Consider the following 428-nt stretch of genomic DNA (forward strand, 5'->3'; position numbering starts at 1 on the left):
ATTGTGGGCCGCGAAAGAGCACGGCGTTGAACGAGTGGTCTATATTTCGTCCACAGCCGTCTACGGCACTCATGATACGCATCCAATTACCGAGGAATCGCCGTTAGACGGTGTCGGTCCATACGGAGACGCAAAGATCGAAGCCGAAAACATCTGTCGAGACTTCCGTCGGATGGGGATGTGCGTCCCGATTATTCGACCAAAGACGTTCATCGGACCACAGCGGCTTGGCGTGTTTCAGGTCCTGTTCGACTGGATCGAGGGTGGGGCGAACATCCCGATGGTCGGGTGGGGAAACAACAAGTATCAATTACTCCACGTTCACGATCTCGTTCGGGCAATCGAGATGATGTTCACGTTGGACGAGAGCGAGGTGAATGACGAGTTCAATGTGGGTGCGACGGAATACGGAACGATGAAAGAAGACT

1 protein-coding gene is annotated in these 428 nt (G+C 53.5%); it reads left to right on the plus strand.

Features of this window, described 5'->3' with window-relative positions:
• Positions 1 to 428, plus strand: a 428-nt coding sequence (locus tag EXE42_RS17015) for an NAD(P)-dependent oxidoreductase (RefSeq protein WP_137707064.1), incomplete at both ends; no start/stop codon positions are given.

Source organism: Halorubrum sp. SP3 (assembly GCF_005435195.1).
Taxonomy (GTDB): domain Archaea; phylum Halobacteriota; class Halobacteria; order Halobacteriales; family Haloferacaceae; genus Halorubrum; species Halorubrum sodomense.